General features: G+C 65.0%; 25 protein-coding genes. 10 read left to right on the top strand and 15 right to left on the bottom strand.

What is annotated here, in order from left to right:
• Positions 1-23: 23 nt before the first annotated feature.
• The 3 genes from ACTYOL_RS12720 to ACTYOL_RS12730 form a co-directional block, all read right to left on the bottom strand.
• Positions 24-581: a TetR/AcrR family transcriptional regulator gene (locus ACTYOL_RS12720; RefSeq protein ID WP_444758020.1), complete on the bottom strand. Its 558-nt coding sequence runs from the start codon at positions 579-581 to the stop codon at positions 24-26.
• Positions 582-710: 129 nt separating this feature from the next.
• Positions 711-2,711, bottom strand: a complete 2,001-nt coding sequence (locus ACTYOL_RS12725; protein ID WP_444758021.1) for a peptidase U32 family protein — start codon at positions 2,709-2,711, stop codon at positions 711-713.
• Between the two features lie 102 nt (positions 2,712-2,813).
• Positions 2,814-3,692: a LysR family transcriptional regulator gene (locus tag ACTYOL_RS12730; protein WP_444758022.1), complete on the bottom strand. Its 879-nt coding sequence runs from the start codon at positions 3,690-3,692 to the stop codon at positions 2,814-2,816.
• A 100-nt stretch (positions 3,693-3,792) separates the two neighbouring features.
• Between ACTYOL_RS12730 and ACTYOL_RS12735 the strand changes: the two genes are divergently transcribed.
• From ACTYOL_RS12735 to ACTYOL_RS12745, 3 genes are read left to right on the top strand one after another with little or no spacing between them, the layout of a single operon-like run.
• Positions 3,793-5,085 (top strand): CitMHS family transporter, encoded by a 1,293-nt coding sequence (locus ACTYOL_RS12735; RefSeq protein WP_063544877.1) that lies wholly within the window; start codon positions 3,793-3,795, stop codon positions 5,083-5,085.
• Positions 5,086-5,087: 2 nt separating this feature from the next.
• Positions 5,088-6,434: an acyclic terpene utilization AtuA family protein gene (locus ACTYOL_RS12740; protein ID WP_200602478.1), complete on the top strand. Its 1,347-nt coding sequence runs from the start codon at positions 5,088-5,090 to the stop codon at positions 6,432-6,434.
• Complete coding sequence (locus ACTYOL_RS12745) at positions 6,431-6,745, top strand: AtuA-related protein (protein WP_054891400.1); 315 nt, start codon at positions 6,431-6,433, stop codon at positions 6,743-6,745. The genes ACTYOL_RS12740 and ACTYOL_RS12745 overlap by 4 nt, the downstream gene beginning before the upstream one ends.
• A gap of 8 nt (positions 6,746-6,753) precedes the next feature.
• Here the strand turns inward: ACTYOL_RS12745 and ACTYOL_RS12750 are convergent, their stop codons facing one another.
• The gene (locus ACTYOL_RS12750; RefSeq protein ID WP_054891401.1) at positions 6,754-7,134 is read right to left on the bottom strand and encodes a RidA family protein; all 381 of its coding nucleotides are present in this window, start codon (positions 7,132-7,134) and stop codon (positions 6,754-6,756) included.
• A gap of 128 nt (positions 7,135-7,262) precedes the next feature.
• On the opposite strand from ACTYOL_RS12750, the gene ACTYOL_RS12755 reads away from it, so the two are divergent.
• Complete coding sequence (locus ACTYOL_RS12755; RefSeq protein ID WP_112898240.1) at positions 7,263-7,955, top strand: tRNA (adenine(22)-N(1))-methyltransferase; 693 nt, start codon at positions 7,263-7,265, stop codon at positions 7,953-7,955.
• Between the two features lie 3 nt (positions 7,956-7,958).
• On the opposite strand, the gene ACTYOL_RS12760 is transcribed toward ACTYOL_RS12755, so the two are convergent.
• Positions 7,959-8,222 carry a DUF2790 domain-containing protein gene (locus ACTYOL_RS12760; protein WP_153773629.1) on the bottom strand — a complete coding sequence of 88 codons (264 nt, stop codon included), beginning with the start codon at positions 8,220-8,222 and terminating at the stop codon, positions 7,959-7,961.
• Positions 8,223-8,338: 116 nt separating this feature from the next.
• Here ACTYOL_RS12760 and ACTYOL_RS12765 point away from each other — a divergent pair, with 116 nt between their 5' ends.
• Entirely contained in the window at positions 8,339-9,271 is a 933-nt protein-coding gene (locus tag ACTYOL_RS12765) for a LysR family transcriptional regulator (protein WP_054891404.1), read from the top strand.
• A 3-nt stretch (positions 9,272-9,274) separates the two neighbouring features.
• On the opposite strand, the gene ACTYOL_RS12770 is transcribed toward ACTYOL_RS12765, so the two are convergent.
• From ACTYOL_RS12770 to ahr, 9 genes are all read right to left on the bottom strand, one after another.
• Positions 9,275-9,574 (bottom strand): hypothetical protein, encoded by a 300-nt coding sequence (locus tag ACTYOL_RS12770; RefSeq protein ID WP_054891405.1) that lies wholly within the window; start codon positions 9,572-9,574, stop codon positions 9,275-9,277.
• Positions 9,575-9,689: 115 nt separating this feature from the next.
• Complete coding sequence (locus ACTYOL_RS12775) at positions 9,690-10,994, bottom strand: MFS transporter (protein ID WP_153773630.1); 1,305 nt, start codon at positions 10,992-10,994, stop codon at positions 9,690-9,692.
• Positions 10,995-11,316: 322 nt separating this feature from the next.
• On the bottom strand, positions 11,317-11,544 hold the full coding sequence (locus ACTYOL_RS12780) for a hypothetical protein (RefSeq protein ID WP_054891407.1): 228 nt from the start codon (positions 11,542-11,544) through the stop codon (positions 11,317-11,319).
• A gap of 187 nt (positions 11,545-11,731) precedes the next feature.
• On the bottom strand, positions 11,732-13,063 hold the full coding sequence (locus tag ACTYOL_RS12785; protein ID WP_197889697.1) for an MFS transporter: 1,332 nt from the start codon (positions 13,061-13,063) through the stop codon (positions 11,732-11,734).
• A gap of 86 nt (positions 13,064-13,149) precedes the next feature.
• The gene (locus tag ACTYOL_RS12790) at positions 13,150-14,088 is read right to left on the bottom strand and encodes a hydroxymethylglutaryl-CoA lyase (RefSeq protein WP_444758023.1); all 939 of its coding nucleotides are present in this window, start codon (positions 14,086-14,088) and stop codon (positions 13,150-13,152) included.
• Positions 14,085-15,278: a CaiB/BaiF CoA transferase family protein gene (locus ACTYOL_RS12795; protein ID WP_200602476.1), complete on the bottom strand. Its 1,194-nt coding sequence runs from the start codon at positions 15,276-15,278 to the stop codon at positions 14,085-14,087. The genes ACTYOL_RS12790 and ACTYOL_RS12795 overlap by 4 nt, the downstream gene beginning before the upstream one ends.
• Before the next feature lie 118 nt (positions 15,279-15,396).
• A complete protein-coding gene (locus tag ACTYOL_RS12800) occupies positions 15,397-16,314 on the bottom strand; it encodes a LysR family transcriptional regulator (RefSeq protein ID WP_444758024.1) in 918 nt (305 codons plus the stop codon).
• Positions 16,315-16,326: 12 nt separating this feature from the next.
• A complete protein-coding gene (locus tag ACTYOL_RS12805) occupies positions 16,327-17,109 on the bottom strand; it encodes a hypothetical protein (protein WP_444758025.1) in 783 nt (260 codons plus the stop codon).
• A 97-nt stretch (positions 17,110-17,206) separates the two neighbouring features.
• Positions 17,207-18,235: an NADPH-dependent aldehyde reductase Ahr gene (gene ahr, locus ACTYOL_RS12810; RefSeq protein WP_444758026.1), complete on the bottom strand. Its 1,029-nt coding sequence runs from the start codon at positions 18,233-18,235 to the stop codon at positions 17,207-17,209.
• Between the two features lie 312 nt (positions 18,236-18,547).
• On the opposite strand from ahr, the gene ACTYOL_RS12815 reads away from it, so the two are divergent.
• The 5 genes from ACTYOL_RS12815 to ACTYOL_RS12835 all read left to right on the top strand — a co-directional run bounded on the left by ACTYOL_RS12815 (position 18,548) and on the right by ACTYOL_RS12835 (position 23,828).
• Complete coding sequence (locus ACTYOL_RS12815) at positions 18,548-19,729, top strand: M20 aminoacylase family protein (protein ID WP_444758027.1); 1,182 nt, start codon at positions 18,548-18,550, stop codon at positions 19,727-19,729.
• 76 nt (positions 19,730-19,805) lie between these two features.
• Positions 19,806-21,116, top strand: coding sequence for a citrate-proton symporter (locus ACTYOL_RS12820; RefSeq protein WP_444758028.1), 1,311 nt, complete (start codon positions 19,806-19,808; stop codon positions 21,114-21,116).
• Positions 21,113-22,570 (top strand): amidase, encoded by a 1,458-nt coding sequence (locus tag ACTYOL_RS12825; protein WP_444758029.1) that lies wholly within the window; start codon positions 21,113-21,115, stop codon positions 22,568-22,570. The genes ACTYOL_RS12820 and ACTYOL_RS12825 overlap by 4 nt, the downstream gene beginning before the upstream one ends.
• Before the next feature lie 64 nt (positions 22,571-22,634).
• Entirely contained in the window at positions 22,635-23,405 is a 771-nt protein-coding gene (locus ACTYOL_RS12830) for an IclR family transcriptional regulator (protein WP_125929892.1), read from the top strand.
• 105 nt (positions 23,406-23,510) lie between these two features.
• Complete coding sequence (locus ACTYOL_RS12835; RefSeq protein WP_054891418.1) at positions 23,511-23,828, top strand: putative quinol monooxygenase; 318 nt, start codon at positions 23,511-23,513, stop codon at positions 23,826-23,828.
• 270 nt (positions 23,829-24,098) lie between these two features.
• Here the strand turns inward: ACTYOL_RS12835 and ACTYOL_RS12840 are convergent, their stop codons facing one another.
• Positions 24,099-24,947, bottom strand: coding sequence for an urea carboxylase-associated family protein (locus ACTYOL_RS12840; RefSeq protein WP_054891419.1), 849 nt, complete (start codon positions 24,945-24,947; stop codon positions 24,099-24,101).
• Positions 24,948-24,954 lie beyond the last annotated feature (7 nt).

Raw genomic sequence — 24,954 nt, forward strand, 5'->3', positions numbered from 1 at the left:
TGGGGCCTTTTTTTTGCCAGTCCTCAGGACTGGACCCTGGCCCCTTGCAGGAACAACTGCTCCAGTGCCTGCGCCGAATTGGCGCTGGCTGCACGGCCGCGCCGTTCGGCGTCGACCATGCCGAAGATCATGGTCAGGAACATCTCGGTGAATACCGCGGCGCTGATGTCGATGCGCAGCGTACCCATCTGCTGGGCGCGCAGGAAGAATGCATCCATGGCCTGGGTGTAGGTGTCCCAACGACGGTCGTCGCCGTCGCCGAGCAAGGTGTCGGGGCGGTACTGGAACATCAGGAAGACCAGCATCTCGCGGTGCTTGAGATGCTCGGTGATCAGGTAGCGTATCGCCTGCAGTGGCTCGGCGTTGGCCAGGTCGGCTTCTTCGATGACCTGGTTCAGCACGCGCTCGCCGTGCTTCTCGAGCATGTCCACGAGATTGTCGCGGGTACCGCAGAAGCGGTGCAGGGTGGCCTTGCTGATGCCGGCGGTCTCGGCCAGCTCCTTGAGCGTGGCGCGCGGCTGGACGACGATGGCGTGGGCAAGTGCCTTGAGCAGGCGTTCGTCGTGGGGGGTGGGTTGCATCTGGGTTCCTCGCGTGGATCGCATGGAACCCATTGTGCAGAAAATACCGGGCTGTTCAATGTTTTCGAGATGAAAATGCCTCATGTGAGACTTTTCTGGCTCGAGCGATTGAAAAAGCCCGGGTCCAGGCTAGTGCGGCGCGCGCACGATGGTCTTGAGCAGGTCTTCCGGGCTGATGTGCCCAACCACCTGGCTCACCGCGCTGCCGGGGGTAGGCAGGTCGATGATGTGGCCTTTCATCCGACCGACCACGTGCATTTCGCACGGCTTGCAGTCGAATTTCAGGGTCAGCACTTCGTCGCCATGAATCAGCTGCATTGGCGCGACCTTGGTTCGTACACCGGTAACGCCCTTGGCCTGCTTGGGGCACAGGTTGAAGGAGAAGCGCAGGCAGTGCTTGGTGATCATCACCGGCACGTCCCCGTGTTCCTCATGAGCCTCGAACGCAGCATCGATCAACTTCACCCCATGGCGATGATAGAAGTCACGGGCTTTCTGGTTGTAGACGTTGGCCAGGAACGACAGGTGCGCTTCGGGATAGACCGGTGGCGGACTGGTCTCGGCCTTGCGGCTGCCGCGCGGGTGCGCCTTGACCCGCGCCTCGGTGAGCGCCTCGATAGCCTCACGGCGCAGGGCCTTGAGCTGAGAGTTGGGGATGAAATACGCCTGCGGGGCATCGAGCTCAATGGCCTCGGCGTGGTACTGGGTGGTACCCAGTTGGCCCAGCAGGTCGTGCAACTGATCCAGCGCCTGCTGCGGCTTGTTGGCTGCGCCGAACGGGCCGTCCAGGGCAACCTGCACGGTGATGCCTTCCTCGCTGGTGACGCACAGCGCCAGGCGTTGCTCGGTCAGCACGGCCTGCCACTGAACCGCGACGCGACGCTCGGAGGAGGTGCGTTGCAGCGCCTGTTGCCAGTTATGGTCGAGGTTGCGTGACAGGGGGTGGTTCGGTCGCAGCTTGTGCAAACCTTCGGGCATCTCGTTGGGCTCGACGCGATAACGGTAGCGTGTCTGGCCGTCTTCCTCGAACTCGCCACGCGGCTCGGCGATGTTGGCCCGGAAGCCCACCACTTCGCGCTTGACCAGCACGTTCAAACCGTCGCCGTTGGTCAGCGGCACCTCGGTCACCACCATCAGGTCACGCTTGCCGACCTTTTCCACCACACCTACCGGCAAGCCGGTGAAAGTGGGCGAATCGAAGGCACCGATGTCGATCTTGCGGTCGCTGACGAAGTAGTCGGTGCTGCCGCGGTGGAAGGTCTTGTCTGGATCGGGTACGAAGAAGTGCTGGGTACGACCGCTCGACGCGCGGGCCAGGTCCGGGCGATCTTCGAGAATCGCATCCAGCTCCTTGCGGTAGTGGGCGGTGATGTTCTTCACATAACCCATGTCCTTGTAGCGCCCTTCGATCTTGAACGAGCGCACGCCGGCGTCGACCAGGTCGCGAAGGTTGGCGGTCTGGTTGTTGTCCTTCATCGACAGCAGGTGCTTTTCGAAAGCGACCACCCGGCCCTGGTCGTCCTTGAGGGTGTAGGGCAGGCGACAGGCCTGCGAGCAATCGCCGCGGTTGGCGCTGCGACCGGTCTGGGCGTGGGAGATGTTGCATTGGCCGGAGAAGGCCACGCACAAGGCGCCGTGGATGAAGAACTCGATGGCAGCATCGGTCTCGGCGGCGATGGCGCGGATCTGCTGCAGGTTCAGTTCACGCGCCAGCACCAGTTGGGAGAAACCGGCCTGGTCGAGAAACCGGGCCCGCTCGAGCGTACGGATGTCGGTCTGAGTGCTGGCATGCAGCTCGATCGGCGGGATGTCCAGCTCCATCACCCCCAGGTCCTGGACGATCAATGCATCGACACCGGCGTCGTACAGCTGGTGGATCAGCTTGCGTGCAGGCTCCAGCTCATTGTCATGGAGAATGGTATTGATCGTGGTGAAGACCCGCGCGTGATAGCGCCGGGCGAACTCCACCAACTCGGCGATATCGCCGACCTCGTTGCACGCGTTGTGCCGCGCGCCGAAGCTTGGGCCGCCGATGTAGATGGCGTCGGCGCCATGCAGGATGGCCTCGCGGGCGATGGCCACATCGCGGGCAGGGCTGAGCAGTTCCAGGTGATTCTTTGGAAGGGACATGTCGTTATAGGTTCGGGCTGTCACGGTTTAGGGCGGCATTGTAGCGATGAAATGCGCTGGTGGCATCTTTGGGCGCCCACAGGTCTCACCAGTGAGCAACAATCAGAGCCTCATCGCCTTCAGGCATTCCACCAAACGCAGTGCCGCCGGGGACAGGCTGCACTCGCTGCGGGTAATGACCCCCAGCTCGCGCTCCAACCCTGCTTCGTCCAGTTGCCGACGAACCAACCGTCCTTCGCCGTCGTCCGCCGACTCCGGCAGCAGCGTAACGCCCAACCCATTGCGCACCAGCGCCAATACCGTCGACATGTAGTTGGCTTCCATGGCCGCTTGCAACACCAGCCCGCGCGCGCGGAACACCTGTTCGATCTGCGCCCGCACGCTGCTGTCGCGCCCGGTGAGGATCATCGGCAGGCCGTCCAGGGCTTGCAGACTGACGGGGCCGGTGGCCAGCGGGTGCCCGGCGGGCACAAACAGGCACAGTCGATCGCGCAGCAGCGGTGTGAAGTCCAGCCCATGGCCGAACTGGCTGCGCACACCCACCCCAAAATCCACATCGCCTTCGCGCACGCGCTCGACGATGCGCTCGGCGACCAGGTCGCGCAGGCGCACTTCGACACCGGGATGCGACTGGCGGAACACTGCCAGCCGCTCGGCAAGCGCCCCGGCGCACAACGAGGGCAGGGCAGCCACGGTGACCACCCCGCGACGCACCGCCGCCAAGCCCTGGCTGGCGCTGACGATGTTGGAAAGATCGAGCAGCAGCTTCTCCATCGCCGGCAGCGCCTCGCGCCCTGCGCCCGTGAGGGTGACGTGCCGAGGGCTGCGTTCGAGCAGGGCGACGCCCAGCCAGGTTTCGAGTTGGCGGATCTGTACGGTCAGGGCCGAGGGCGACAGGTGCAGGTCGTCGGCGGCGCGGGCGAAGTTGCCGCGTTGGGCAACGGTGATGAAGGCACGAATATGCTGCAGGGCATTCTTCATTTTGTTTTTTCGAATGTGCGTGGCTTTAAATTGCAATTTACACGCTACCGGACCTCTCCTGATACTCGGGGCAACAACAAAAACAAGCCGGAGTAACCCCATGCTCGCCCTCTATGGCGTCATTACCATTCTGTCCCTGCTGATCGCGGTGATGAGCAAGCGCATCTCGCCCCTGGTCGCGCTGATCGCCTTTCCCGTCGTGGCTGCCTTGCTCGCGGGCTTCGGCCTGCAGACCAGCGGCTTCATTCTCACCGGTATCAAGAATGTCGCCCCGGTGGTCGGCATGTTCATCTTCGCCATCCTGTTCTTCGGGGTGATGACCGATGCCGGCATGCTCGACCCGATCATCGACCGCATCCTGCGCGCCGTCGGCACCCGCCCGACCCGTATCGTCTGCGGCACCGCGCTGCTGGCGTTGCTGGTGCACCTGGACGGCTCGGGGGCGGTGACGTTCCTCGTCACGGTGCCCGCGATGCTGCCGCTGTATACGCGCCTAGGCATCGACCGGCGGGTTCTGGCCTGCGTTGCAGCGATGGCGGCGGGGGTGAACTTCCTGCCCTGGACCGGCCCGGTACTGCGCTCATCCGCCGCGCTGCACGTGCCGGTGGCCGAACTGTTCCAGCCGTTGATTCCGGTGCAGGTTGTGGGGCTGTTGTTCGTCTTCGGCTGTGCCTACTGGCTGGGCCGGCGTGAAGAGAAGCGCCTGGGGCTCATGGCCGGTGCCGATGCCGGCGCGGCGCCGCAGCGCATCCTGAGTGCCGATGAACAGGCCCTGCGCCGTACCCACATGTTCTGGCCGAACCTGCTGCTCACCGTGCTGGTGATGGCGGTGATGATCGCCGGCTGGGTCGACCCGGTGGTGATGTTCATGCTCGGCACTGTCGCGGCGCTTTGCCTGAATTACCCGCGTGTCGACCAGCAGCGCGAACGCATCGATGCACACGCCAAGACGGCCCTGACCATGGCCAGCATCCTGCTTGCCGCAGGTGTGTTCACCGGCATCATGCAGGGCACGGGCATGCTCAAGGCCATGGCCGAGGTGGCGGTGCAACAGATTCCGCCGGGGCACGGGCGACTGATTCCTGCCCTTGTGGGCTTCGTGTCGATGCCGCTCAGCTTGCTGTTCGACCCGGATTCGTTCTACTTCGGTGTCATGCCGGTGATTGCCGAAGTCGGCCGCTCGCTGGGCGTGGATCCGGTGCAGGTGGCCCAGGCGTCGCTGCTCGGGGTCCATACCACCGGCTTCCCGGTCAGCCCGCTGACTCCGGCGACTTTCCTGCTGGTGGGGCTGTGCAAGCTTGACCTTGCCGATCACCAGCGTTTCACCCTGCCATTTCTGTTCGCCGCGTCGGTGCTGATGACCCTGACCGCGCTGGCACTTGGAGTCTTCTGAACATGAACACTTTGCGAATCGGCGCCGGTGCCGGTTATTCCGGTGATCGCCTGGAGCCTGCGGTGGAACTGGCCCGGGATGGGCAGCTGGACTACCTGGTCTTCGAGTGCCTGGCCGAACGCACCATTGCCCTGGCCCAGCAAGCCCGACTGGCTGACCCTCGTGCCGGCTTCGATCCGTTGCTGGCCGAGCGCATGCGGGCGGTGCTGCCCTACGTACGCCGCGGCGGGCAGCGACTGCGGATCATCACCAACATGGGCGCAGCCAACCCGCGTGGCGCCGCGCGACAAGTGTCGGTCATCGCGGCTGAACTCGGGTTGCAGGGGCTGAAGGTCGCGGCCGTGGAAGGTGACGATGTGCTCGACGTGCTGCGCCAGCACCCGGAGTGGACGCTCGACAATGGCCTGACGGTGGCCGGGTTGGGTGATCGGCTGGTCTCGGCCAATGCCTATCTGGGGGTCGAAGGGATCGTTCAGGCGCTGGCCCTGGACGCCGATGTGGTGATTACCGGTCGTGTCGCCGATCCGTCGCTGTTCCTTGCCCCCCAAGTGCATCACTTTGGCTGGCCTGCCGTCGATTGGCGCCGCCGTGGCCGAGGGACGCTGACCGGGCACCTGCTCGAATGCGCGGGGCAGGTCAGTGGCGGCTACTTTGCCGACCCCGGCATGAAGGATGTGGCCGACCTGGCACGGCTGGGTTTCCCCTTCGCCGATATCGACAGCGAAGGCCTGGCAACGCTCGGCAAGGTGGCCGGCAGTGGCGGTCGCATCGATGTCGCGACGTGCACCGAGCAACTGCTTTACGAGGTACACGATCCACGTCGGTATCTGACGCCGGATGTAACGGCCGACTTTTCGGGCGTGCACTTGCAGGCCTGCGGCAAGGATCGGGTGCGCGTCACTGGTGGCGAAGGCACGGCTCGCCCGCAGCACCTCAAGGTTACCGTGGGCTATCGGGATGGCTGGATCGGCGAAGGGCAGATGTCCTACGGCGGCCCGAACGCCGTGGCGCGGGCGCGTTTGGCCGGGCGGATCGTCGAGGAACGCCTGGCATTGACGGGCGTCGCCGTCGAAGAACTGCGCTGCGAGCTGATGGGGGTTGATTCGCTGCACGCCAGCGACTTCGGCACGGGCGGCGAACCCTGGGAGGTACGCCTGCGGGTTGCGGCGCGTTGCCCGAGCCGGGAAGCGGCGCAGGCGGTCGCCAACGAGGTCGAGACCCTCTACACCAATGGCCCGGCTGGCGGTGGCGGGGCCACTCGCCAGGTCCGCGAAGTATTGGCCGTCGCCAGCCTCTACCTGCCGCGTGAACTCGCGCAACCTCAAGTCCACCTGGAGCAATGCCCATGACCCGCCGACTGCACGAACTTGCCCACACCCGTACCGGGGACAAGGGCGACACCTCGAACATCTCGCTGATCGCGTATCGGGACGAGGACTACCCGCTGCTTGAGCGGGAGCTGACAGCTGAACGGGTGGCAGCGTGGTTCGCCCATCTTCGCGATGAAAGCGCAGGGCCTGTACGTCGCTATGACTTGCCGCAACTCAAGGCCCTGAACTTCGTGCTGCCGGGTTTATTGCGTGGTGGCGTGACCCGCTCGTTAGCGCTGGATGCCCATGGCAAGTGCCTGGGGGCGGCGTTGTTGGCGATGGAGGTCTAGCTCTGCTATCAGCCCTTGGCCGCCATCGCCGTCACTTCGACCTTCATCCCTTCGAACGCCAGCGAGGCCACGCCCACCGCCGCCCGCACTGGCCATGGCTTGGCGAAGAAGCGCTGGTACACCTCGTTGAATGCCGCACGATCGGCCATGTCGGTCAGGTAGATGGTCAGGTGCAGCACGCGGTCCATCGAGCTGCCCGCACGCTCCAGCGCGTCCTTGAGTGCCTGCAGGGTGCATTCGCTCTGGGTGACGATATCGCCCAGCTCAAGCTCGCCATCGGCGCGCACCGGGACCTGGGTGGTGACCAGGATACCGTTGTATTCGGCGACATCGGAGGAGATGGACGCGGCGTCCGCATCGGGGGTGAAGGTGATACCAGTCTGGGCCATGAACGACTCTGCCTTGCTTTGGAAGTGAAAGCGCAAGCCTACGCGAGCCGCGGCCCCGGTCGCAAATGCATTGAAATGACGCGCCCCGGCCTTCAGAATCGCGCCGATTCTCATGCAAGGGGTTGGCGTTGAACGAACAGACATTGTCGCAGCGGCTGGAACGCGTGGCGGCTCACATCCCGCCAGGGGCGCGCCTGGCCGATATCGGTTCCGACCACGGCTTCCTCCCGGTGGTCCTGGTATTGCGTGGCGCCATCGAGGCCGCAGTCGCGGGCGAGGCGGCGGCAGGGCCTTGCGAGTCAGCCCGGCGCAATGTGCGCCGCAACGGGCTGGACGCGCGCATCAGCGTGCGCCTGGCCAACGGTCTGGCCGCCATCGAAAGCGATGATCGCATCGACACCATCAGCCTCTCGGGCATGGGCGGGGAAACCATCGTCGAGATCCTCGAGGCAGGCAAGGCGAGGTTGCAGGATGGGCAGCGCCTGGTGCTGCAACCCAATGGCGGCGAACAACCGCTGCGCCAGTGGTTGATGGACAACGGCTATCGGATTGTCAGCGAAGAGGTGCTGCGAGAAAACCGCTTCGACTACGAGATCATCGTCGCCGAGCAGGCCGACTCGGTGCGCTACAGCCCGCAGGAGCTATTGTTCGGCCCCTTGCTCATGCGCGAGAAAAGCGCGGCGTTCGTCAACAAGTGGCAGCGCATGCGGCGCCAGCGTCAACAGGCATTGGCCAACTTCGAACGGGCCAGGGAAGTGCCTCAGGACAAGGCCCGGGCTTTTGCGATGCACATCGACTGGATCGACCAGTTGCTGGCTTGAGGCTCATTGCTGCGAGCAGTTGCCCATTTCGCGGTAGGCGATCTTGTGAGTCTGGCCCTGGTGGTCAACGTAGACCATGTGCGCCGTGCCGACCTGGCAATCGGCAGCGTTACTGGCCGGGGTGATCGACACCACCTTGGCGACATCCAGCGGCATACCGTATTCGTAAACCTGCCCCTCGGCAGACGGCGTGCGAGGCTGCTCGGCGAAGGCGGCAATGGGCAGGAGGGCGCTACACAGCGCAAGTACGGCGATCGAGCGTTTCATGATGAACTCCAGATGAGGTTTCCCTCATGATCCATTCATTGGTGTTTCACAATAAATGGGCTAGGCCGTGATAGATTCATGCCTTCAAGGTATGAATCACGCTGGAGCGTCACTTCATGGACATGCTGCACGCAATGCGCACTTTCGCCCGAGTCGTGGAGTGCGGCAGCTTCGCCGCAGCCGCCAATGCGCTGGACATTTCGGCGGCGCAGGTGTCGCGGATCGTCGCCGAACTGGAAAACCAGTTGCAGACTCGCCTGCTGCATCGCACCACCCGGCGGCTGCGCATGAGCGAGGCGGGGGAGCGCTTTCTCGAACGCTCGCGCCAGATCATGCTGTTGACCGAAGAGGCCTTCGACGAAGCACGCGGCGCCCACCTCACGCCCCGCGGACGCCTGCGCGTGCATTGCAGTCATGGTCTGGGTCTGCTGATGATGCCGTTGGTGGCACGCTACAATGCCTCGTGCCGTGAGGTGGTGATGGAGCTTACCCTGTCCCAGCGCAATCCCGACCTGCTCGCCGAAGGGCACGACGTGGTCATTGCCATCGGCCAGGGCCTGCCGGACTCGCAACTGATCGCCATCCCGCTGGGCAGCATCTACAGCGTGCTGTGTGCATCCCCCGACTACCTGGCTCGCCACGGCGTCCCCAAGCGTCCTGAGGACCTGCACGAGCATGTCTGCCTGCGCACGGTCGATCCGCTGTTCGAGGAGGACTGGCCCTTCGGTGACGCGCCGGACAGCTGCGTGATTTCCCCCCAGGACACCTTTCTCACCAATGTGGCCGATGCGATGGTCAAGGCGACCGAGCTCGGCATGGGCATTGGCCTGTTGCCCTATTACTCGGCCAGCCAGGCACTGGAGGACGGGCGCCTTTGCCGACTGCTAGCCCCGCATCGGTTGCGGCAACGGGAGATCTATGCGATCTACCCGTCGCGGCACTATCTCGATGCCAAGGTGCGTACCTGGCTGGACTTTCTCAAGGAGCAGTTGCCGGTGCTGTTCCAGGCGCATGAGCGGCTGGTGGATGACCCACGCTGCTGGCGCTAGGGCTTACCGGCTGTCCTGATCCTCGGCACTGCCACCGGTTGCCCCTGCGCCGCTGCCGGTAGCCTCGCCAGTGCTGCTCGAGCCACCGGTGCTGCCGTCGGCCGCGTCGGCGTTGCTGCCGGTATCACTGCTGTCGTTACCCTTGCTGCCGCCAGGGCTGTTGACGCTGCTGCCGTCGCCGGCGGTCTCGCCCTGTGTGGCGGGGGCCTTGTGGTCGGAGTGATTGGTGTCGGTTGCGGCGAAGCTGGCACTGGAAGCCAGCCCCAGGGCGAGGAAGAAAAACAGCGGGCGCATGTGAGCCATGGTGAATCTCCTACGAGGATGATCGTCCTTCGTTCGGCTGCGCGCAGAGGGCAGGGTGCCCGTCGAGCGACGGGCGGTCGTGGGGATGCCCTGCAGCCCCACGTGCGCACTTGGATCAGGCAGGCTCGGAGCGCGCGAGCGCGGCGCTTTCACCCGTAACGGCATCGACGATCGGCGGATGATCCTGCGCGGCGTGGATCAGTTCCTCGGTCATGCGCAACTCGGCGCCGGTTGGCGAGAAGGTCGCGGTAGGCGCGAAGGGGGCCGGATGCTCGGGCGCCGGGCGCTTGCCACGCCGCCAGACGAAGAAGCTGACCATTGCCAGGTTGATCACGGCGAAGGCCCAGAACAGCCCGGCTTCGCCATAGGAGGTCATCACCGGCGAGATCGCCAGCGGGCTCATCGCCGACCCCAGCGAGTTGATCAGCAGCAGGCCCTGGATCATCGGCACCAGCGCATCCATCGGCGCGCGGTCGGCGGCATGGCTGACCGCCACCGGATACACCGCGAACACGCCACCGCCCAGCAGGAACAATACCGCTGGCAGCCACGCCGAGGTGGAGGGCAACAGCAGGATGACCAACGACAGCACGACGCACAGCGTACCCAGGGCGATCAACACATCCTGGCGATCCTTGCGGTCGGACCAGCGCCCGACCGGGTACTGCAGCAGCATGGCGCCCAGGATCACCCAGGCCATCATGCGCCCGACTTCACCGACATCCAGGCCAATACGCTGCAGGTACAGCGGCAGCAGCGCATATACCGCAGCAATCGCCACACCCGAACCAAAGCAGCCGACCAGGCCGCTCGGCGTCACGCCCAGCAATTGTCGCGGCTTGAGCGGCTCGACCTGCTCCAGCAACGGCGATACACGCGGCAGGATCACGATCGGCAGCACCGACAGTGCCGCCAGCATGCCCGCAACGGTGAACGGCGCACTGGCGCCCAGGCTCACCAGCTCGCCGAGCATCGCCTGGCCCAGCACGCCCGCGCCGTAGAGCGCGATCATGTACAGGGCCAGCAGGCGTCCACGAATCTTCGCGTCACCGGCCAGCAGCAGCCAGCTTTCGATCACCAGGAACACGCCGACCGTCGCCCAGCCGTTGAGCAGGCGCAGGGCGAACCAGCCCCAGGTGTCGACGAACAGGCCCTGCAACAGAATGGTTGCGGCAATCAGCGAAGCGAAACTGCTGTAGGCGCGGATGTGGCCAATGCGCAGGATCAGCCGGTCGTTGAAGATGGCGCCGAGGGTGAGCCCGATGAAGAAGCCCGACGAGACGATACCGATCATCGTTGCCGATTCGCCGGCTTCGCCGAGGCGCAGGGTGGTCAGGGAATACAGCAGGCCATTGCCCAGGGCAATGATGAACAGCCCGAGCAGGGGTGCCAGCGCCATCGCCAGCAAACGCGGAGACATACGTACCTCAAGTGATCGATCAGCGAATGAACCTCTTCGACCACACGCGTCTGACCAGACCTCGAAGGAGTGGGGCTGCACGTAAGTGCCAGGGCGGGGATGCGACCAGGGCAAGACTCAACCGCAGACTCGGGGCACGAGATCGGGCGGGGTCGGTTGAGCCTGTTGCACATGCGCGATGTGGCTGAGGCACGGACGTTGTCATTGCTGCCGGTAGCCACCGTACGAGGCGACTGGGCGAAAAGGCGCGGCATTCTACGCCCGCGCCCCATCACTTGCCAAAGCCCTTGAGGTGCGACAGGAGGCCGCACCCTCTGCTGAATCAGGACGAAGGTTTCGCCGCTGTGTCCTGGCCGCTGTTGCTGTTGACCTGGGCGTCTTGTTGGGCGGCCTTGGCGGCTTCGCGCTTGGCCACCATGTCTTTGCTCTGCTGCTGTTGCAGGGCCCAGCGGGCATGGTGTTCCTGCAGGCGCTCGGCGCCGCCTTCGGCGAAGGCGGAGGTTACGGCGGTGGCGGCCAGCAGGGCCAGGGCATAGCGCAGGGATTTCATGGTTTGACTCTCCATCGTAGTTTGATTTTTCAAGGGCCTTGCAAGAGCGGCCGATGGAGAGAGCATGGAGCGCCAGGATTTTCTCAGGATTAACAACAATCAGATGTTCGACCGTTGGTCGCCTTGGTTTTGCGGTTTCTTCGGTTGCCAGGCAGGCGATGGCCGCGAACCTGGCAACCGAATGGCCTCAGTGTTTCGGCAAGTCCCGCGTGCGCAGTTTTTCCGGCAAGGCGAACAACAACAGCACCGCTGTCACCAGGCTTGTGGCAGCGATGAGATAAAGCGCAGGCGTGGTGCTGCCCGACAGATCGCGAATACGCCCCACCAGTACCGGGCTGACGATCCCGCCCAACTGCCCGAGTGTATTGATCAGCGCGATGCCACCGGCAGCCCCGGCGCCTGCGCCAGCCAGCAACTTCGGCGGCAGCGCCCAGAAGCTCGGTATGGCCGCCACCACACCGGCACCCAGCAAACCGAGGGAGATGATCAACAACGGCGTGTGGTCATCGAACAGTCCGGCGCACAGGAAGCCCACGGCACCGAGGCTGATCAACCCGGCGGTAAACCAGCGCCGCTCGCCGGTCGCATCCGACCACCGGCCACACACCACCATGGTGATTGCCCCGCAGACATAGGGCACAGCCGTCAGCAGGCCAATCATCGACGGGTTCTCCGTCCCTGCGCTGCGAATCAGCTGAGGTGCCCAGAAGTTCAGGCCGTAGGAGGCGATCTGAATCAGGAAGTAGATCAACCCGAGCATCAGGAAACCGGGGATGCGGATCGCCTGCAGCAACGAACCCTTTCCATGGGCGGCCTGTGCCGGCTCGATGCGTGAGCGCAGCAACTGTTTTTCCTTGTCGCTGAGCCAGCCGGCGTCCTCGATGCGGTCCTTGAGCTGGGTCAGCACCAGCAACCCAAGCGCTACGCAGGGCAGGCCGCCCAGCAGAAACAGCCAGTGCCAGCCACGCATCTGCATGACGCCGTCGAGATGACCGAGCACCAGGCCCGAGAACGGCGCGCCGAACAGCCCCGCGAAGGCCGACGCCAGGAACAGCAGCGAGGTGATGCGGCCACGGAAATGCTGCGGGAACCACAGCGTCAAGTAGTACAGCACGCCGGGTGCGAAACCGGCTTCCATGGCGCCGATGATGAAGCGCAGGGCATAGAACTGCCATTCGCTGGTGACGAACACCATGGCGGCGGTGGCCAGGCCCCACGAAATCATGATCCGCGCGATCCAGCGGCGCGCACCGACCTTGTACAGCATCAGGTTGCTCGGCACCTCGAACAATACATAGCCCACCACGAACAGGCTCGCCCCCAGGCCGTAGGCGGTGTCGCTGAAACCAAGATCGGTCTGCAACTGGAACTTGGCGAAACTGATGTTGATGCGGTCGAAGAAGGCGAACAGATAACACACCATGATCAACGGCATGAGGCGCCAGGCGACCTTGCGGACCAGGGCTTTTTCGCTGTCGGCGCCATCGGTGGCACCCAGCGGCAGGGCGGAAAGACTCATTGATGTTCTCCAGTCGGGCCGCCCTGTGGGCGGCCTTGTTGTTCTTGTTGTCTGGCGGGGCACGGCCCCTTGGGGGAAGCGAAGAATCAGGCGGGCAGGCCGGCCGGCAGCGGGTGCAGGTCGCAATTGCGTCCGGCTTTGACCAGTTGCCCCGGCACCTCGTGGCCGAGCAGCGCAGGCAGGGTGCGCGACATCTTCAGCAGGCCGTCGAGGTCGATGCTGGTAGGGATGCCCGTCTCGATGCACAGGTTGACCAGGTCCTCGCTGCAGATGTTGCCCGATGCCCCCGGCGCGAACGGGCAGCCGCCCAGCCCGCCGAGCGCGGCATCGAAGCGCCGCGCACCGGCTTCGTAGGCGGCCAGCACATTGCACAGGCCCAGCCCACGGGTGTTGTGAAAGTGCAACGTGAGCATCGATGCCGGCAGGCGCTCCAGGCTGCGCCGCACCAGGCGCGCGACCTGACGCGGATTGGCCATGCCGGTGGTATCGGCCAGGGTCACACCCTGCACACCCAGCTCCAGGTAGGCGTCGAGCAGGCGCAGCACCAGGTCTTCCTCGACGGCGCCTTCGAACGGGCAACCGAACGCAGTGGCGACACTGGCGTTGAGACTCACCGTCCGACCTTGCACGGCCTGGACGATATCGCCAAAGCCTGCCAGCGACTGTTCGCGGCGCATGCGCATGTTGGCCAGGTTGTGCGACTGGCTGGCCGACAGCACCAGGTTCAGCTCGTCGGCGCCGGCAGCCAGTGCGCGCTCGGCGCCTTTGAGGTTGGGGATCAGGGCGACGTAGATCACACCCGGCTGACGCTGGATGCCACGGAAGACTTCATCACCATCGCGCAGTGCCGGAATGGCCTTGGGCGAAACGAACGAACCCGCTTCGATGCGGCTGAAACCCAGCATCGACAAGCCATCGATCAGGCGGACCTTGTCTTCGGTCGGCACCCAGGTCGGTTCGATCTGCAGGCCGTCACGCGGGGCAACCTCCTGCACCACCAGCAGGTCTGCGTTGTGGTCGATCATTGCACCACCCCCTTGGCCCGCAGGCCGATGATCTCATCGGGGCCCAAGCCCAGCCCAGCCAACAGTGCATCGGTGTGTTCGCCCAGCGCCGGGCCTTGCCAGTCGACGCGACCGGGCGTATCCGAAAGCTTCGGCACGATACCCGGCATGCGCACCGGCGTACCGTCGGGCAGCTGGCTGTCCAGCAGCATGTCGCGGGCCTGGTAGTGCGGGTCGTTGACGATGTCGGCAACCGAATAGATGCGCCCGGCCGGGACCTCGGCGGCTTCCAGCGTGGCCAGTACCTGGTCGATCGGGTGGCGGCGAGTCCAGGCCTCGATCGCGTCGTCGAGCTGTGCCGATTGCGCGGCGCGACCATCGTTATGGGCAAAGGCCTCGGCCTCGCCCAGGTCTGGTCGGCCGATGGCCTGCATCAGGCGGCGGAAGATCGGGTCGCTGTTGCCGGCGATCACCACGAACGCACCGTCGGCGGTGCGATAGGTGTTCGACGGCGCGATGCCGGGCAGGGCACCGCCGCTGCGTTCGCGGACATGCCCCAGCAGGTCGTACTCCGGCACCAGGCTTTCCATCAGGTTGAACACGCTTTCCACCAGCGATACATCGACCACCTGACCGACACCGCCATTGGCACGCACGTTGAACAGCGAGAGCAGGGCACCCATCACCGCGTGCAACGAGGCCAGCGAATCGCCCAGGCTGACGCCTGCCCGCGCCGGTGCCGAACCCTGTTCGCCGGTGGTGTAGCGAATACCGCCCATGGCCTCGCCGATCGCACCGAAGCCTGGCCGGTCGCGATACGGGCCGCTCTGACCATAGCCGGAGATCCGCACCAGGGTCAGGCGTGGATTGAGCGCATGCAGTACGTCCCAGCCCAGGCCGAGCTTTTCCAGCGCGCCGGGGCGCAGGTTCTCGATCAGCACGTCGGTGTCGGCCAGCAGGCGCTTGACGATGGAAAGGCCTTCAGCGGCCTTCAGATCGAGGGCCAGCGACTTCTTGTTGCGTGACTGCAGGTACCACCACAGTGAGGTGCCGTCGTGCAGCTTTCGCCACTTGCGAAGCGGGTCGCCCTGGCCCAGGGCCTCGATCTTGATGACTTCGGCGCCGAACTCACCGAGCAGGCGAGCGGCGAAGGGGGCGGCGATCAGCGTGCCTATTTCCAGGACCCTGATGCCTTGTAGCGGGGCAGGCATGGTGCGTACCTCATTGTTCTTGGACTTTGAGGTAGAGGCTACGACTGGCGCCGGGAACGCACCAATCCTGTGTCGGCAACAACCGTTCGCCAAATGCGAAGGGTAGGGGCAACACGCCTCAGTTGCCAGGCTCAGCCCCGCGCAAATGCTCGAACAGCAAGCGGCTCACCGGCGACAGCGACTCAAGGTCCCGCGCCACCAGCAGCAACTCACGCTCGGCCCAGTCGTCGCTCAGCGCCACCGCACGCAACCCCAGCGCACCGCCAAACAGCTCGAAGGCCTTGCGTGGCAGGATCCCCACGCCCATGTCAGCCTGCACCATGCGGCACACTGCATCGAAACTGGGGACATGAATACGCAGGCGCAAAACCCGCCCGGCGCGGCGAGCGGCCTCGTGGGTACGCATGTTGATGGAGCTCGCCGAGTGCAGGCCGACAAAGTCGTTGTCCAGGGTTTCGGCGAAGTCCACCTGCGCCTGGTCTGCCAATGGATGCCCTTCACGCACCACCAGCACCAACTGGTCGCGTCTGTAGCGCACCTTGAGCAGCTCGCGGGTGTCGCTGTCGCTGGAGCAGATACCCAGGTCCGCCACGCCATCGAGCAACCCCTGGATCACGCCATTGCTGGGGCGCTCCTCCAGGTCCACCTTGATCCGTTCGTGTTCTGCGGCGAACAGCGCCAGGTCCTCGGGCAGAAACTGGATGATCGCCGACAGGTTGGCAAGCATGCGCACGTAGCCGCGCACCCCCTGCAAGTGCTCGCCCAGTTCCAGGCCTATCTTCTCGAGGTTGAACAGCATGCGCCGGGCGTGGTGCAGCAGGGTTTCCCCGGCCGGGGTCAGGCTCATGCCACGGGCCTGGCGGGCGAACAGCGGCGAGCCGAGCGCTGCTTCCAGCTCGTTGAGGCGCTTGCTTGCCGCCGACAATGCGATCGCCTCGCGCGCGGCGGCACGGGTCAGGCTACCTTCCTCGTGGATGGCGACGAACAACTGCAAGGTCACCAGGTCAAGACGACGGATGAGGTTGTTCAATTGCATGGTCAGGCGCCCTTACTTGCCCGCTGAAGCCGTGCGCGAGCGCAGCAGCGTCGCCAGCCCCACGGTCAGCACCACCGCCAGCCCCACGGCGAGCAGGAAGGTCAGGGCGATACCCAGGTGCGGCAGCAGCGCGCCAAGGCTCAGGTAGAAGGCAATCACCCCGACGGCGCCGATGGCGTTGCCACGGATCATCCCGGCCATGGAGAAGCGCCCGCCCTGTACATGGGAGAACACCACCAGCGGCCAGGCGATCACCGGAATCGGCGCGAGCATGCCGCTGACGGCAGGCCCCAGCCAGCTCGCCGCGCCTGTGGTGAGCATCAGCAGGCCGGTGGCGGCGACCATGCGCATGGGGATTTCCCACCAGCGCGCCTTGATCTGCGCAAGCTGCGCCGGGCGCGGCTCGCGGGCCGTGGCCCAGACCAGCAGCACCACCAGGCACAAGGCGACAACGATCGATATCGGCAGATTGCCCCAATGGGTCAGTACATAGGCTGCCACGCCGTACAGCGCGAGCGACACCACTGCCGTGAGGGCCACGCCAAGCTTGCGGCTGGCGAACAGGTAGCAGGCATAGCTGGCCTGGACCGCCGCCAGCCCGCCGAGTGCGCCCGGTATGGCGTTCAGGGAGAAGGCAGAGCCTTGTTCCAGGCACAGGAAGATCATGACCAGCGCCGAGGTGATCGGCATGCCAGAGAGCAAGCCGCCGAGCAATCCTCCCCAGCGCCGCGATGCGAGGGAGACGGCCCACATCAGAAGGGGAGTGACAACGAGCTTGAGGTAGAAGAGCGTCATGACGGCAGGCGGTCCGGTTGTTCTTGTCTGGCCGCAGGGCTGAGCCTGCGGCCGCGACATTGTCGATCATCCTCTGCGCCAATGACACTGCTTTGTTTCAGCGACTGGCGTCGAGCACTACCCGGTAGCGCGCCTTGCCGCTGCGCAGGTGGTCGATCGCCGCGTTGACCTGGCTCATCGCAAACTGCTCGACCTGGGGAACGATCTGGTGGCGGGCGCAGAACTCGAGCATTTTCGTCATCGCCGCCGGGGAGCCGACCGGCGAGGCGGACAGGCTTTTCTGCTGGAGCATGAGGTTGAACACATGCACCGGGATCGCCCCGGGCACCACACCGACGAAGTTCACCCGACCGCGGGTACCGAGGGTACCGATCATGGCGGTCCAGTCCAGGTCGGCATTGGCCGTCACCAGGAGGAAGTCGAGGGTGCCGGCGATACCCTTGAGCGCCCGGCTGTCGGTGGAGGCCACCACCTTGTGCGCGCCCAGGCGCCTCGCTTCATCCTGCTTGTTCAAGGATGAGGTGAGCGCGGTCACTTCGCAGCCCCAGGCATTGAGAAACTTCAGCGCCAGGTGCCCCAGCCCGCCGATGCCGACCACCCCGACGCGATCGGTGGGTTTGACACCGAATGACAGCAGCGGGTTGAACACCGTCGAACCGGCACAGAACAAGGGGCCGACAAGGGCAGGGTCGAGGCCGTCCGGCAGTGGGATGGCCCAGGCCCAGTGCGCTCGCAGGCGGTCGGCGAAACCGCCGTTGCTGCCGATGATCGTCGGCCGGGCCGAACCACAAAGGTTGTGCGAGCCTTCCATGCACGGCGCGCAGTGCATGCAACTGCCTTTGTACCAACCGATCCCGACCCGCTGTCCAACTTGCAGCCCCTTCACCCGATCACCAACCTGTTCGATGCGCCCGACTACCTCGTGGCCAGGAATGAACGGGTACCGGGTCAGCCCCCATTCGTTGTCGATCATCGACTGGTCGGAGTGGCAGACACCGCAGTACTCGACCACGACCTGCACCTCGTCGTCAGCCAGCGGGCCGGGATCGTAGCTGTACCGCTGCAGTGGCGCACCGGCTGCCGTCGCGGCCCAGCCGGTAAATGTGCTTTGGGTGGGGTTGCTCATGGGACACCTCCAGGGGCTTGGCGAGTGTTTTCGAAGCCTGGAAAGTGTAGTGCAGGGGCAGAGAAGCTACAGCGGCCCACTTCAATCCTGAAATCACTATCGCCATTTACAAAAATATATAGCGAGTAGTGATGGAGGGACGACCCCGCTTCAAGCCCGGCCTGCACGCCGGGTTCCGCACAGCGGAACCACATTCGATTGTCGCCGCCGCGCGGTCAGGTTTATCTGGCAGCACCTGCGGCCTGCCTCTCGTGCCGCAATCCCCGAGCGAATAACAAAAGCGGGACTGCAACCCGCGCGAGGAGATGCCCGATGACCACATCCAAACACCCGCACATCCTGGCCTGGCTCGCTGACGTTGCCGGCGAGCTTCAGGCACTGCGCCAGGATATCCATGCCCACCCTGAACTGGGCTTCGAGGAGAATCGCACTTCGTCGCTGGTCGCCCAGACCCTGCGCGATTGGGGCTACGAGGTCCACACCGGGATTGGCCGCACCGGCGTGGTCGGTGTGCTGCGCAACGGCAGCAGCACGCGCCGCCTGGGGCTGCGCGCCGACATGGATGCGTTGCCGATCGTCGAGGCCACGGGCGCGGCCTACAGCAGCCGACACCCGGGTTGCATGCATGCCTGCGGACACGACGGTCATACCGTGATGCTGCTCGGCGCTGCTCGCTACCTGGCGGCGACCCGGCGTTTCGACGGCACCCTGACACTGATCTTTCAGCCGGCCGAGGAGGGGCAGGGCGGCGCCGAGGCGATGCTCGCCGATGGCCTGCTCGAGCGTTTCCCCTGCGATGCGCTGTTCGGCATGCACAACATGCCGGGGCTGGCCGCCGGGCACCTGGGGTTTCGCGAAGGAGCGATGATGGCTTCCCAGGACCTGCTGACCGTCACCCTGGAGGGCGTCGGTGGTCATGGTTCGATGCCGCACCTGACCGTCGACCCACTGGTTGCGGCCGCCAGTGTGGTGATGGCGCTGCAGACCGTGGTGGCGCGCAACATCGATGCCCAGGAGGCGGCAGTGGTTACCGTCGGTGCGCTGCAGGCTGGCGAGGCGGCCAACGTCATTCCGCAGCAGGCCTTGTTGCGCCTGAGCCTGCGTGCGCTCGATGGCGAGGTCAGGCGCCTGACCCTGGAGCGCGTACAGGCGATCATCCACGCCCAGGCCAAGAGCTTCGGCTGCCACGTGAGCATCGAACACCGGCCTGCCTACCCGGTGCTGATCAACCATGCCGCGGAAAACGCCTTCGCCCGCCAGGTCGGTATCGAGCTGCTCGGAGAAGCCGCCGTCGATGGCAATACCCGCAAGCTGATGGGCAGCGAAGACTTTGCCTGGATGCTGCAACGCTGCCCCGGTGCCTACCTGTTCATCGGCAACGGCGCGGATCGGCCGATGGTGCACAACCCCGCCTACGACTTCAACGACGACATCCTGCTGACCGGGGCCGCCTACTGGAGCGCGCTCACCGAGCGCTGGCTCGCCCCGGCCTGAGCGCTTCTTCATTGACTGCCGCTGGAGCCCGCATCCCTGCGGGCGTTCCTCACATCTGGTTTCTGGAGAACTTCCCATGCACGCTACGAACGCAGGCGCATCACGCACCCGGCAAGTGGTCGCGGCCGTCATCGGCAATGCGCTGGAATGGTATGACTTCATCGTGTACGGCTTTCTGGCCAGCATCGTCGCTCGTCAGTTCTTTCCCTCCGACGATGACTACGCCTCGCTGCTGATGGCCCTGGCGACCTTCGGCGTCGGTTTCTTCATGCGCCCGGTGGGTGGCGTGTTGCTGGGCATGTATGCCGACCGCAAAGGGCGCAAGGCCGCCATGCAACTGATCATTCGCCTGATGACCCTGTCCATTGCGATGATCGCCTTCGCCCCCAACTACCTGGCCATCGGCATGGGCGCTCCTTTGCTGATCGTGGTCGCGCGCATGTTGCAGGGCTTTGCCACGGGGGGCGAATACGCCAGCGCCACGGCATTTCTGGTGGAGAGCGCGCCGGCGCACCGCAAAGGGCTCTATGGCTCCTGGCAACTGGTCGGGCAATGCCTGGCGGTGTTCTCCGGGGCGTCGATGGTCGCGCTGGTCACCCACGTGTGTTCACCCGAGGCGCTGGACGCCTGGGGCTGGCGAATTCCCTTCGTGTTCGGGTTGCTGATCGGCCCGGTGGGGTTGTGGATTCGCAAGCACATGCAGGAGCCCGAGGAGTTTCTCGAGGCGCGCAAGCAAGCCAAGGACCAGGCCCCGAGCCTGTGGCAGGTGCTGCGCACGCATCGTCGGGCGCTGTTGGTGTCCATGGGCCTGGCCAGTGGCGCGACCGTTTCCTTCTATGTGGTGCTGGTGAACATGCCGACTTTCGCCCACAAGAGCCTGGGGTTGCCACTGGACCAGGTGCTGTTGGTGCAGATGCTCGCGGTGGGCCTGATGACGGTGGTGATTCCGTTCTCCGGCGCGCTGTCCGACCGTATTGGCCGCCGACCGGTGCTGATGGCCTCCACCTTGGGCTTTTTCCTGATGGTCTACCCGTTGCACCTGTGGGTCGCCGCGGCACCTTCGGTAGAGCGCCTGCTGGTGATGCAACTGGCCCTGTGCAGCATGATCGGCGGTTTCTACGGGCCGGCACCCACGGCGCTGGCCGAGCAATTCCCCGTCGCCGTCCGCTCAACGGGAGTGTCGGTGGCGTATAACGTGGCAGTAATGCTGTTCGGCGGTTTCGCGCCGCTGATCGTCACCTGGCTGACCAAAGTCTTGAACACGCCTGTGGCGCCGTCGTTCTACGTACTGTTCGCCTGCGTGCTGACACTGCTGGGCACCTATTGTCTGAAAGAAGCCGTGCGGCCACGCGCACCGGCCGTCATTGAACTTGGAGTAAAACCGTGAAACCGCTAGATCTCGACCCTGTCGTTGCGCTGGATGCCAGCGAGCTGTCCCGGGCGATCCATGCTCGCCAGGTTTCCTGCCGTGAGGTGATGCAGGCCTACCTTGCGCACATCGAGCGGTTCAATCCGCAGGTCAACGCCCTGGTTTCATTGCGGCCGGCACAGCAACTGCTCGAGGAGGCCGACGCGCGCGACCGCGAGCTCGACCGTGGCCAGTCCCGCGGCTGGATGCATGGCATGCCCCATGCAATCAAGGACCTGGCCGCCACTGCTGGCCTGCGCACCACCTTGGGCTCGCCGCTGTTCGCCGAGCAGGTGCCGCAGCAGGACGCCATCAGCGTGGAGCGGGTTCGGCGCAGCGGCGCGATCATCCTCGGCAAGAGCAACGTGCCGGAGTTCGGCCTCGGTTCGCAGACCTACAACACGCTGTTCGGCACCACCACCAACGCCTACGACCCCAGCCGGGTGGCCGGCGGCAGCAGCGGCGGGGCGGCGGCCGCATTGGCCATGCGCTTGCTGCCAGTGGCTGACGGCAGCGACATGATGGGCTCGTTGCGCAACCCGGCGGCGTTCAACAATGTGTTCGGCTTGCGCCCGTCCCAGGGCCGCGTGCCCCATGGCCTGGCGCCTGAGGTGTTCGTCCAGCAACTTGCCACCGAAGGCCCGATGGGGCGCAGCGTTGCCGACCTCGCGCGATTGCTGGCGGTACAGGCGGGTTACGACGCGCGGGCACCGTTGTCGATCAACGAAGGTGCTCAGGACTTCGCCGCCGATTTGCAGCAGGACTTCAACGATGTGCGGATCGGCTGGCTGGGTGACTACAACGGTTACCTGCCCATGGACGATGGCGTGCTGAGCCTGTGCGAAAGCGCACTGAGCGAATTCGAGAGCCTGGGGTGCAAGGTCGAGACCTGTCAGCCGGACTATCCGCTGGAGCGCCTGTGGCAATGCTGGCTGACCCATCGCCACTTCCTGGTGCACGGTAACCTCGCAGCCGCCTACGCCGACCCACGTCGACGCGCACTGCTCAAACCCGAGGCGCAATGGGAAGTCGAGGGCGGCCTGCAACTGAGCGCCGCCGCGCTCTATGAGGCATCGCTGGCGCGCAGCGACTGGTATCGGGCGATGGCAGGGTTGTTCGAGCGTTACGACTTCCTGCTGCTGCCCTCGGCCCAGGTGTTTCCTTTCGATGCACAGCTACCTTGGCCGCAGGTCGTGGGCGGGCGGACGATGGACACCTATCACCGCTGGATGGAGGTGGTGATCGGCCCGACCCTGGCCGGCCTGCCGAGTATCAGCGTACCGGTCGGCTTCAATGCCCAGGGCCTGCCGATGGGGCTGCAGATCATCGGCCCGGCCCAGGCGGACCGCGAAGTGTTGCGCCTGGCCTATGCCCACGAGCAACTGACCCGCTGGGTCGAGCGCTGTCCGCCGCCGAGCCTGCTGGCGCGCTGAAGCCCTTGCAGGCGCGTATCTTGCTGGGCAATGTGACGACCTTGGTGCAGAAACGGAGGCGAACATGAGCGGCAATGGGGACGGCGGTGGCGTGCGATCGGTCGAGCGGGCGTTGACGATCATCGAATTGCTGGGTGAGCACCAGGCCCTGGGGCTGGAGGAGCTGCACTACCTGACGGCGTTACCCAAGGCCACGGTGTCGCGCATGCTCGCCACCCTGCAGGAACAGGGCTGGACCTACCGCGGCCTCAGCGATCGGCGCTACCGCCTGTGCGCCCGGCGCCTGTTCGGCGACGGCCAGTTGCGCTTCAAGCGGCAGCTGGTCGAAAGCGCAGCGCCCCTGTTGCTGGAGCTCAGCGAGCGCACCGGGCTGGTCGCCGACTTGTCATGCTTCGACGGCCAGCGCCTGGAAGTGATGGAAAGCGCGATTCCCCAGGTGCTGCGCAAGCGTTATCCGAACAACTGCCAGATCGTCGGCCACCACGCCAGCCTGTTCCACTCGGCGATGGGCCGCGCCTGCCTGGGCGAACTGGCCCCCCATGAAGTGCAGCGCCTGGCCGAGCATGCGCATGTTGGTGATGACGCGATGTTGCGGGCCATCGAGGACGAAACCCAGCGCGGCTTTGCCCGGCGCACCGAGGGTCATTGGGAATATCCGGTGCGCCTGCCGTTCCTGATCCGCGCCATCGCCTTGCCGGTTCACACGCAAGGGCGACTGGTCGGGAGCATCGCCCTGCACTGGCCGTTGGACCAGGCACCGGTGGAGCGGGTGCTGGGGTTGCACCTGGGCAGCCTGACGACCACCGTTGGCCAGGTACAGCAAGCGCTGGCCTGAGCGATTTTCCGCATCGTGCTGAAAGTGTTATCGGGCTATGCGGCTGTTTCCCGGCCATCGCCTCGGTAACACTGTACGCAACTCAAACGTGTTGGAGATGTGTCGATGGGTGCGCAGGTAACGAACAACCCGCTGGTCTCGATTGCAGTGCTCAAGGCCCGCGAGGGCAGGGCGCTGGCATTGAAGCAGGCGTTGCTGGAACTGATCGAACCGACCCGCGCGGAGCCGGGCAACCTGGACTATGTGCTGTTCGAGGGCAAGGATGAGCCGGGGACGTTCTACATGCGCGAGGCGTTCGTCGATCAGGCCGCGCTCGATGCGCATTTCGCCGCGCCGTATTTCCAGCGGTTTGCGGCGCAGAGCGAAATGCTGCTGGGTGAGCCGCTGCGCTTGATCTTTCTGGAGCAGGTTTCCGATCGCTGAAAAAGACACCGCGGTGCCTGGCACGGGCTACGCCCGTGTTCGCGGGACAAGCCCGCTCCCACAGGGACTGGGGTGACCTTTAGATTCTGAACAAGAAAGTTGCCCCTACAAGAGCTCCGCAACTTCTGAATACTGCGGTGTTATCTGTGGGAGCGACGGTTCGCCGCTGCGACTAGTCCCGCGATCACCGGCGAAGCCGGTGCCTTCCACCGCGGTGTTCTTTTCGCGGGCAAGTCGGGGCGGCGAACCGCCGCCCTCCAGCTCAGCCGATCATTCCCACTCGGCCTTGCCGATTGCCAGCCCGTGCATGCCGTTGTAGCTGGCGCGCTTGGGCTGCGTCCAGCCTTCCAGCAGGCTGTCGTCGAGCTTGTAGATTTCTACTCCCAGCGGCCGGCAGACCGACAGCGGGTCCTGTGCCTCAGGCCCCCACATCGGCAGTGACAGGTCGCCACCCGGGCAGGTCGACAGCGCGCACAGCACATCGATTTCGGCGAAGAACTCCAGGTAATCACCCTGCTTGGCCGGGCAAGCCTTCATGAAATACATATCGTCATGGTTCAAGCCGGTGCACTGGAAGATGTTCAGCACATCGTGCACGTCGAACTCGGTCAGCCCATGGGGCAGCACGGCGCGGGTGAGGTTGGAGTGGCAGTGGTGATGGAAGTCCTCGCCCGTGAGCATCTTGTTCACGTAGGGGTCGCAACGGGTGCCGAGCAGGTCATGCAGGCGCCCGCCGTGCTCGTCGATTCCATAGTCGGCCAGGCTGTCGTCGGTGATGGTCACCAGCGGGCGCAGGAACGGCAGATTTGACCACAGTCGGTCGTAGGTGGTGACGTGGGCACCCTGCAACTGGCGGGTGCGCGCCGCCCACAGGCGCTCACGCGGGTCGTTGGCGTTCCAGATGTTGAAGTCGCCGACCTGCGGGCCGACCGGGGTGGTGACGCGGAACACATGGCCGGCCGGCACCTTCCAGGCGCGGCCTGTGCGGATCGGCACTTCAAATGTCTCGATCAGGGTGCGGGCGTCCTTGCGCTCGCGCACGCGGTCATAGAAAGGCTTGTCGACCTGCAGGGCAGCGCCTTTGCTGACCTGGTAGGCGGCGGGGTAATCCTTGTACATGGGTAGG

It is taken from the genome of Pseudomonas sp. A014, from assembly GCF_052378495.1.
Taxonomy (GTDB): Bacteria; Pseudomonadota; Gammaproteobacteria; order Pseudomonadales; family Pseudomonadaceae; genus Aquipseudomonas; species Aquipseudomonas machongensis.

Bases quoted from the DNA above. Each gene is read 5' to 3' on its own strand.
- ACTYOL_RS12720 (WP_444758020.1), bottom strand. From the start codon at position 581: ATGCAACCCACCCCCCACGACGAACGCCTGCTCAAGGCACTTGCCCAC.
- ACTYOL_RS12725 (WP_444758021.1), bottom strand. From the start codon at position 2,711: ATGTCCCTTCCAAAGAATCACCTGGAACTGCTCAGCCCTGCCCGCGAT.
- ACTYOL_RS12730 (WP_444758022.1), bottom strand. From the start codon at position 3,692: ATGAAGAATGCCCTGCAGCATATTCGTGCCTTCATCACCGTTGCCCAA.
- ACTYOL_RS12735 (WP_063544877.1), top strand. From the start codon at position 3,793: ATGCTCGCCCTCTATGGCGTCATTACCATTCTGTCCCTGCTGATCGCG.
- ACTYOL_RS12740 (WP_200602478.1), top strand. From the start codon at position 5,088: ATGAACACTTTGCGAATCGGCGCCGGTGCCGGTTATTCCGGTGATCGC.
- ACTYOL_RS12745 (WP_054891400.1), top strand. From the start codon at position 6,431: ATGACCCGCCGACTGCACGAACTTGCCCACACCCGTACCGGGGACAAG.
- ACTYOL_RS12750 (WP_054891401.1), bottom strand. From the start codon at position 7,134: ATGGCCCAGACTGGTATCACCTTCACCCCCGATGCGGACGCCGCGTCC.
- ACTYOL_RS12760 (WP_153773629.1), bottom strand. From the start codon at position 8,222: ATGAAACGCTCGATCGCCGTACTTGCGCTGTGTAGCGCCCTCCTGCCC.
- ACTYOL_RS12765 (WP_054891404.1), top strand. From the start codon at position 8,339: ATGGACATGCTGCACGCAATGCGCACTTTCGCCCGAGTCGTGGAGTGC.
- ACTYOL_RS12770 (WP_054891405.1), bottom strand. From the start codon at position 9,574: ATGGCTCACATGCGCCCGCTGTTTTTCTTCCTCGCCCTGGGGCTGGCT.
- ACTYOL_RS12775 (WP_153773630.1), bottom strand. From the start codon at position 10,994: ATGTCTCCGCGTTTGCTGGCGATGGCGCTGGCACCCCTGCTCGGGCTG.
- ACTYOL_RS12780 (WP_054891407.1), bottom strand. From the start codon at position 11,544: ATGAAATCCCTGCGCTATGCCCTGGCCCTGCTGGCCGCCACCGCCGTA.
- ACTYOL_RS12785 (WP_197889697.1), bottom strand. From the start codon at position 13,063: ATGAGTCTTTCCGCCCTGCCGCTGGGTGCCACCGATGGCGCCGACAGC.
- ACTYOL_RS12790 (WP_444758023.1), bottom strand. From the start codon at position 14,088: ATGATCGACCACAACGCAGACCTGCTGGTGGTGCAGGAGGTTGCCCCG.
- ACTYOL_RS12795 (WP_200602476.1), bottom strand. From the start codon at position 15,278: ATGCCTGCCCCGCTACAAGGCATCAGGGTCCTGGAAATAGGCACGCTG.
- ACTYOL_RS12800 (WP_444758024.1), bottom strand. From the start codon at position 16,314: ATGCAATTGAACAACCTCATCCGTCGTCTTGACCTGGTGACCTTGCAG.
- ACTYOL_RS12805 (WP_444758025.1), bottom strand. From the start codon at position 17,109: ATGACGCTCTTCTACCTCAAGCTCGTTGTCACTCCCCTTCTGATGTGG.
- ahr (WP_444758026.1), bottom strand. From the start codon at position 18,235: ATGAGCAACCCCACCCAAAGCACATTTACCGGCTGGGCCGCGACGGCA.
- ACTYOL_RS12815 (WP_444758027.1), top strand. From the start codon at position 18,548: ATGACCACATCCAAACACCCGCACATCCTGGCCTGGCTCGCTGACGTT.
- ACTYOL_RS12820 (WP_444758028.1), top strand. From the start codon at position 19,806: ATGCACGCTACGAACGCAGGCGCATCACGCACCCGGCAAGTGGTCGCG.
- ACTYOL_RS12830 (WP_125929892.1), top strand. From the start codon at position 22,635: ATGAGCGGCAATGGGGACGGCGGTGGCGTGCGATCGGTCGAGCGGGCG.
- ACTYOL_RS12835 (WP_054891418.1), top strand. From the start codon at position 23,511: ATGGGTGCGCAGGTAACGAACAACCCGCTGGTCTCGATTGCAGTGCTC.
- ACTYOL_RS12840 (WP_054891419.1), bottom strand. From the start codon at position 24,947: ATGTACAAGGATTACCCCGCCGCCTACCAGGTCAGCAAAGGCGCTGCC.